Origin of the sequence: Mediterraneibacter sp. 210702-DFI.5.30 (genome assembly GCF_020560115.1) — a bacterium.
In the GTDB taxonomy this organism is placed as follows: Bacteria; Bacillota; Clostridia; order Lachnospirales; family Lachnospiraceae; genus Mediterraneibacter; species Mediterraneibacter faecis.
In genome coordinates this window covers 1-7,208 of record NZ_JAJCME010000025.1, presented here as the reverse complement: position 1 = coordinate 7,208, position 7,208 = coordinate 1, and the positions used below count along the sequence as shown (strand labels likewise).

The following is a 7,208-nucleotide window of genomic DNA, read 5'->3' as shown; positions in this document are numbered from 1 at the left end:
CCAAAACATGTATCCTCCGTGTCAATCAGCGAAGTGATTGACACGGGAGTGAACAATAACTAAAACTCTTTCTTTTTCATGACTCTCATACTGTAAATATATGAAACAAACCATACGAGCAGACTCAGCACGATAAGTGCAATCGCAATTTCAAAATCGCCTATCCCTTCTATCATATACAAAATACTTTCTTTTAATCCCATGTTATCCATCACAAAAGAGCCAATTGCATAACAAATTGCAAAAACAATTAAAATTGCAATTGGTAGCACTAATCGTCCTTTCTCTCCTTCAAACCTTAACCGAATTGCAATCGTAATTCCCGCAATTGCCTGAAATACAAAGATTGTGATCAACTCCATTGCCAGCATTTCCGGATCAAACACCTCTTCTGGCTTTATGAGTACAGTGATTCCTGCACAGATTACTCCAATACACCATCCACACGCTGTCATAATAAAGGAAAAAATATATTTTTCTCTAACATATACTTTTCTATTTACAGGTAAAGAAAATAAATACATATATCCATGATTGTTTTCATCATAACTAATTGTATTCCCCGCATATACTGCTATAACAGATGGGATATAGATTGCAATAAAAGTAGCTGTCTTCTTTTCCGTCAGCGTAAAAAATAACGCCACAAACGCTAATACCAAAAAAAGATTGCCCCCTTGCCGAAAAAACAACCGAAAATCCTTTTCCAAAAGTCCTCTGATTCCTTTCATTACATCCCGCCTCCTGTCAACATCAGAATCACCTGATCGAGTGATCCGCTTTCCACTACAATTTCCGGATAATTCTCTGCATAATACTGTTTCTCATTCGTCAGACAGGCAATTCCGAAATTTTCTTTTCTCTCTTTCAGGATATAGTTTTTATCTAAAGCCTGATACTGTTCCTCGCTGACTTTCAACATGGCATACTTTTCAAGAATTCTATCCATCTCTTCATGAAGTACGATCTTTCCTTTATGAATCACATAAATATCATCACACAGATGCTCTAAGTCTGAAGATATATGTGAACTGATCAGGATACTTCTCTCCGGTTCTTCTTCCATATATGTTCTCAAAATATCCAGCATCCCTTCTCTTGCTCCGACATCAAGACCGGCTGTCGGCTCATCCAGCATCAGAAAATCTGCCTGATGCGTCAATGCAATGATCAGATTCAGCTTTGCTTTCATTCCTGTTGAATACTCTTTTAAGAATTTATCCAGTGGAATCTGATATCTTTCACACATCTGAAGAAATTTTTCTTCTTCAAACTTTGGATACAATTTAGCAAGAACTGCCTCAACATCTTTTCCTTTCAAATATCCGCTGAACCCTGCTTCTGCCAGGACTACTCCCATCTGTTCTTTCTCTTTCTCGTTTAACTCTTGCGGTTTTTTTCCAAGAATCTTTATCTCGCCACCATCATAGGAAATGAGTCCGAGTACTGCCTTGAACACGGTACTCTTACCGGCTCCGTTCTCTCCGACCAGACCTGTGATCCTTCCTTTTTCTACATTTAGCGAACAGTCTAACTGAAATTCGCCGTAGCTTTTCTTTACCCCTTTGATATCTAACATAATTATTCGTCCTCCATGATGAGTTCAAACAAGGAGCGGATCTCTTCCTCTTTCATTCCGCAGCGTCTTCCCTTCTGAATCGCCGCTTCCAGATCCGCCTCAACTTCTTTTCTGCGCTCTTCTTCCATCAACTGTGTATTCGAAGCTGCAACATAAGTTCCTTTTCCATGAACCGTGACCGTCATGCCCTCCGCTTCCAGATTGTCATATGCCTTCTTTACGGTAAGTGCACTGATCTTCAGTTCCTTTGCCATCGTTCTTACTGACGGCAGTATATCATTTTCTTTTAATTCTCCGGAGATGATCTGCGCTTTGATCTGCTCCATGATCTGTTCATAGATTGGTACCATCGATGAATTATTGATTATAATCTTCATAAGCAACCTCCTGTTGTAAACAGTATATAACAGTGTATCACTGTTGTCAACTGTTATATACTGTTTGTTTTTTCAATTTTCAGGGCATTGTTTTATTGTATTACTCCGTCATCCAATATCCCCCCAGCATATTGTAAACTATTTTTTTTCTTAAAACATAAAAGAAGTTTCCAATACAAGCTTTTCATCTTATATCAGAAACTTCTTTCTTCATTTGCTCTATTTCATTATAACCTTGCAATGTTTCTTATTACTAAAAAATCGCCACAGCCTCATTCACACTCTTCACACCCAGCAGCTTGATTCCCTTAACATCCTTCACCGTCTTCATGCACACTTCCGGAAGGATACACGTCTCGAATCCAAGCTTCTTCGCCTCAGCCACACGCTGCTCCGGCATATTCACCGCACGTACCTCACCACTCAGACCAACCTCACCGAACACGATCGTTTTTTCATCGATCGGACGATTCCGGTAACTTGACACAAGTGCCATCACGATTCCGAGATCGATTGCCGGCTCATTCATCTTGATTCCGCCCGCAATATTTACATAAGCATCGCAATTTCCAAGATTCATACCAAGTCGTTTTTCAAGTACTGCCATCAGAAGATTCACCCTGTTATAATCTGTTCCTGCTGCAGTTCTTCTTGGCATACCAAAGTTCGTTCTTGCAACTAGTGCCTGAATCTCCAGAAGAATTGGGCGTGTTCCCTCCATCGAACAGGCTACAACTGAACCGGATGCATTCTCCGGTTTTCCACTCAGCATATATTCGGATGGATTCTCTACTTCTACAAGTCCATTCTGTCTCATCTCAAAGACACCGATCTCATTCGTAGAGCCAAAACGATTCTTCACAGCTCTGAGGATTCGGTAAGATGCATGACGATCTCCTTCAAAATAAAGTACCGTATCCACCATATGTTCCAGCACACGCGGACCAGCCACGGTTCCTTCTTTTGTCACATGGCCAACAATGAAGATTGGGATACATAGTCCCTTCGCCAGCTGCATAAATACATTCGTAGACTCACGGACCTGGGAGACACTTCCCGGTGCGGAATTCACATCTTCACTGTACATCGTCTGGATGGAATCAATGATCACAAGCTCCGGCTTCTCTTTCTCGATCACGCTGCGGATAATCCCAAGATTCGTCTCACACAAAAGCAACAGATTCTGGCTGAATTCACCCATACGGTTTGCGCGAAGCTTGATCTGAGTCTGAGACTCTTCACCTGAAATATATAAAATCTTCTGCTGCTTCGCCATCCTCTGGCAGACTTGCAAGAGCAAAGTTGATTTTCCAATTCCCGGATCTCCTCCTACCAGAACGAGTGACCCCGGCACGATCCCACCACCAAGAACCCTGTCTAATTCTTTAATTCCAGTCTTATTCCTTGTATCATCATCCGCGGAAACGTCTGTGATCGGAACCACTTTCACTTCATTCACCGCTCTGGCTGCTACAGTCGTTCCTTTCGTGATGCCACTGTCAATCCTCTCCTCGACAAATGTATTCCATTCCTTACACATTGGACACTGACCGAGCCACTTCGCTTCTTCATGCCCACAATTCTGACAGAAGTAAACTGTTTTCTTTCCTTTTGCCATTCATAATTTCCTTTCTGTTCGAAGCAAGCATAATACAGCTTGCCAGGTTTATAGATTAGAAAAGGGAAAGGCGCATCTTGCAATTCCTTTCCCTCTGTTTTTACACTACTCTTGTTTCTATCCGAATCTGACTGATTAGCATTTGACAACTTTGATTGCAGCACTCTGATCTGCGTTAAGTTCAACACTTACACTTAATTTTCCGCTTAAATTTGTTCCCATCTTACCTGCAGACTCTCCGGCGATAAATACTTCATATTCGCTCTCTGGCTCAAGTTCCAATGTAAACTGTACGTCTTCCGGTGCGGAAACTGTGAACTCAACTTCTGTTTCTGTCTCTTTGAAGTTCTCTACTGTACTTCCTGGAACAGACTCATAAACGAACATTCCATTTTTCTCCAGCTTTGTAATCTCCGCAAATGTCTTTACTTTATAAAGATCTCCTTTAAATTCAAATCCGTCCTTCTTTGTCTTGGATGCAAGAGTGTAATCTCCAAAGCTTAATGTTCCGTCGTTCTCTACACGCAATAATTCTTTCACTGTTGCCATTTTTAATTTCCTCCTGGGTATATATATGCTCCTATTATATACTACTTAAAATAGTTTTTCTATAGATTTTATTTATTCTTCACATTTACAATTCGATGTGATTTTAAGATTCTGTCTTCACAAAATGAATTCCCTTTTTGGATGCTCCTGCTGCCACATGATCCCCTTCCTGAATCTCTCCGTTCAGGATCGCATCTGCCAGCTTATCCTCCAGTTCTGTCTGCAATGCACGGCGCAGTGGTCTTGCTCCGTACTTCGCATCCGTTCCTTTCTCCACAATGAGAGCCTTCGCAGATTCACGCAGTTTCAGATGAATATTCATCTGTGATTCCAGACGTTTAGTAAACTGATTGCATAACAAAGAAACGATTTTCTTCATCTCTTCTTTGCCGAGTGAATGGAATACAATAATCTCATCAATTCGGTTCAGGAATTCCGGACGGAAGATCTGTTTCACTTCGTCCATCACATTCTGCTTCATCTTCTTATAATCACTCGCCGAATCTTCTTTTGTCGCAAATCCTAGCTTCTTCGGTTCAACAATTGCTTTCGCACCTGCATTTGATGTCATAATAATTACAGTATTAGAAAAGTCAACCTTTCTCCCCTGAGAATCTGTAATATGCCCATCGTCCAACACCTGAAGAAGTACATTGAACACATCCGGATGTGCTTTCTCAATCTCATCAAACAGAATCACGGAATATGGATGTGTACGCACCTGGTCACTGAGTTGTCCACCTTCTTCATGACCGACATATCCCGGAGGAGATCCGATCATCTTGGAAACGGAATGTTTCTCCATATATTCTGACATATCCACACGGATCATTGCATCTTCTTTCCCAAATAACGCTTCTGCCAGTGCTTTTGATAATTCTGTCTTACCAACACCGGTTGGTCCCAGGAACAGGAAGGAACCGATCGGGCGCTTCGGATCTTTCAGTCCGACTCTTCCTCTCTTCACAGCTCTTGCAACTGCGCCGACAGCCTCGTCCTGTCCGATCACTCTCTTCTGAAGGACATGCTCCAGATTCTTCAGACGCTGGGCATCACTCTCTGCGAGCTTACTCACCGGTACTTTTGTCCAGGCAGACACCACTTCTGCAACCGCATTTACAGTTACCGGTGGGTTGGCCTTCGCCTGTTTCTTCTCAAAGCGTTTCTTCACTGAGTCTAATTTCTTCTGCACTGCATCCTGTTCTTTCTGAATCAGGGACGCTTCTGCAAAATCTCCCCGTTCAATGCTCTCTTCCTTCTGCGAAGCAAGTTCTTTCACTGCCTGTTCTAACTGCTTCAGATTCTCTGGAACCTCATATCCCTTCAGACTCACCTTTGAGCATGCTTCATCTAAAACATCAATCGCCTTATCTGGAAGATTCCGGTCTGTGATGTAACGCTCTGACAGCTGCACTGCTGACTCCAGTGCCTGTTCTTCGATCACAACTTTATGATGCGCTTCGTATTTCTCTTTCAGACCTTTTAAGATCTCAATACACTGATCCTGTGTCGGCTCTTCAATCGTCACCGGTTGGAATCTTCGCTCAAGTGCTGCATCTTTCTCAATGTACTTCCGATATTCTGCAATCGTAGTTGCACCGATCAGCTGCATCTCACCTCTCGCCAGTGAAGGTTTCAGAATGCTGGATGCATCAATCGCTCCTTCTGCACCTCCCGCACCGATCATCGTATGGATCTCATCAAGGAACAGAATCACATTTCCACAGGCTTCTACTTCCGAGATCAGGCCTTTCATACGCTCTTCAAACTCACCACGGTACTTTGAACCAGCAATCAGTCCCGGAAGATCCAGACTGTAAATCTTCTTATCTTTCATCTTCTCCGGAACCACACCTGATGCGATTCTCTGCGCTAAACCTTCAATAATTGCTGTCTTACCAACTCCCGGTTCTCCAACCAGACATGGGTTGTTCTTTGTCCTGCGGCTTAAGATCTCCATCAGACGGTAAATTTCCTGGTTTCTTCCCACAACCGGATCCATTTTTCCTTCTGCCGCACGTTCTGTCAGATCTGTACAGTACTGCTCCATCATCGCACCGCTTCCGCGATTATCCTCCTGAAGTTCTTCCTGATAGATCTTCGGATCGATCCCTGCTGCATTCATAATGCTCTGGAATAATTTCTGAAGATTCACATTCAATGTGATCAGAATCTTTGCTGCCACACAATCCACATCACGTATCATCGCAAGAAGGAGATGTTCTGTTCCGATTTCCGTTGTACGGAGTCTTTTACACTCCTTCGCGCTGTTCTCTAACAGATACTGGAGTCTCGGACTCTCTTCTAATCTCTTTCCTTTCGCTGCCGGATGTTCTTCTGCCGGAGTGATCAGCTCATCCATCAGCTTCAGGATCTTCTCCGACTCTACTCCACTGTTCGCAAGTACCTGTCCTGCCACTCCTGTATATTCTTCTCTCAATGCCAGAAGCAAATGTTCTGTTCCGATATACGGATGCTTCATCTCTCTGGCAGCTCTAGCCGCATACTTAAGCGCATGCTGCGCCGACTTTGTATATGAAATCTGCATATATATCTCCCTTATGTCTTTCTACTTCTCTGCTACCGGTTCTCGTGCAGCTCATACTCGTCAAATATCTCATCTACCAGCCCATGAACCTCCTGCCGTGAGATATTCTTGCAACGCCCTCGCGCAAGTACGATCCTTAACTGCTCTTTCATCGCTTCGAGCTGCTGAAATTTATCTACATCAACTGCGATCACTGCACCTCTGCGTTTATCCAGACTGATATATCCTTCCTGCTTCAACACATGATACGCTTTGTTCACAGTATGCATATTCACTCCAACCGTATCCGCAAGCTGCCTGACAGATGGGAGTGAATCCCCTTCCTGAATATCTGACATAGCAATACCAAGAATGATCTGGTTACACAATTGAATGTAAATCGCCTCATCACTGTTGAAATCAACTTCTATCAGCATACGCGTAGCCCCTTTCTCTTTCGTGTAAAACAGATCTCCTGCTGTCTTCTGTAAAATCGTTACTGCTCACACGATGTGCGACCAGCAACGCATCTCGCCATTTTAAATCGCCTTTGGCGAT

General features: G+C 43.0%; 7 protein-coding genes. All 7 read right to left on the bottom strand.

From position 1 onward, the window contains the following. Positions 1-59: 59 nt before the first annotated feature. Positions 60-731 carry an ABC-2 transporter permease gene (locus tag LI126_RS14470; RefSeq protein WP_227165637.1) on the bottom strand — a complete coding sequence of 224 codons (672 nt, stop codon included), beginning with the start codon at positions 729-731 and terminating at the stop codon, positions 60-62. Then, a complete protein-coding gene (locus LI126_RS14465; protein ID WP_227165636.1) occupies positions 731-1,579 on the bottom strand; it encodes an ABC transporter ATP-binding protein in 849 nt (282 codons plus the stop codon). The genes LI126_RS14470 and LI126_RS14465 overlap by 1 nt, the downstream gene beginning before the upstream one ends. Before the next feature lie 2 nt (positions 1,580-1,581). After that, a complete protein-coding gene (locus LI126_RS14460) occupies positions 1,582-1,956 on the bottom strand; it encodes a GntR family transcriptional regulator (RefSeq protein WP_020435879.1) in 375 nt (124 codons plus the stop codon). Positions 1,957-2,209: 253 nt separating this feature from the next. Beyond that, positions 2,210-3,574 carry a DNA repair protein RadA gene (gene radA / locus LI126_RS14455; protein ID WP_227165635.1) on the bottom strand — a complete coding sequence of 455 codons (1,365 nt, stop codon included), beginning with the start codon at positions 3,572-3,574 and terminating at the stop codon, positions 2,210-2,212. Between the two features lie 135 nt (positions 3,575-3,709). Next, entirely contained in the window at positions 3,710-4,123 is a 414-nt protein-coding gene (locus LI126_RS14450) for an endosialidase (RefSeq protein ID WP_227165634.1), read from the bottom strand. 103 nt (positions 4,124-4,226) lie between these two features. Continuing rightward, complete coding sequence (locus tag LI126_RS14445) at positions 4,227-6,671, bottom strand: ATP-dependent Clp protease ATP-binding subunit (protein WP_227165633.1); 2,445 nt, start codon at positions 6,669-6,671, stop codon at positions 4,227-4,229. Positions 6,672-6,703: 32 nt separating this feature from the next. Continuing rightward, positions 6,704-7,087, bottom strand: a complete 384-nt coding sequence (locus LI126_RS14440; RefSeq protein ID WP_155204907.1) for a GntR family transcriptional regulator — start codon at positions 7,085-7,087, stop codon at positions 6,704-6,706. Between the last annotated feature and the right edge of the window lie 121 nt (positions 7,088-7,208).

Coding starts and splice junctions, on each gene's coding strand:
- LI126_RS14470 (WP_227165637.1), bottom strand. CDS start 731: ATGAAAGGAATCAGAGGACTTTTGGAAAAGGATTTTCGGTTGTTTTTT.
- LI126_RS14465 (WP_227165636.1), bottom strand. CDS start 1,579: ATGTTAGATATCAAAGGGGTAAAGAAAAGCTACGGCGAATTTCAGTTA.
- LI126_RS14460 (WP_020435879.1), bottom strand. CDS start 1,956: ATGAAGATTATAATCAATAATTCATCGATGGTACCAATCTATGAACAG.
- radA (WP_227165635.1), bottom strand. CDS start 3,574: ATGGCAAAAGGAAAGAAAACAGTTTACTTCTGTCAGAATTGTGGGCAT.
- LI126_RS14450 (WP_227165634.1), bottom strand. CDS start 4,123: ATGGCAACAGTGAAAGAATTATTGCGTGTAGAGAACGACGGAACATTA.
- LI126_RS14445 (WP_227165633.1), bottom strand. CDS start 6,671: ATGCAGATTTCATATACAAAGTCGGCGCAGCATGCGCTTAAGTATGCG.
- LI126_RS14440 (WP_155204907.1), bottom strand. CDS start 7,087: ATGCTGATAGAAGTTGATTTCAACAGTGATGAGGCGATTTACATTCAA.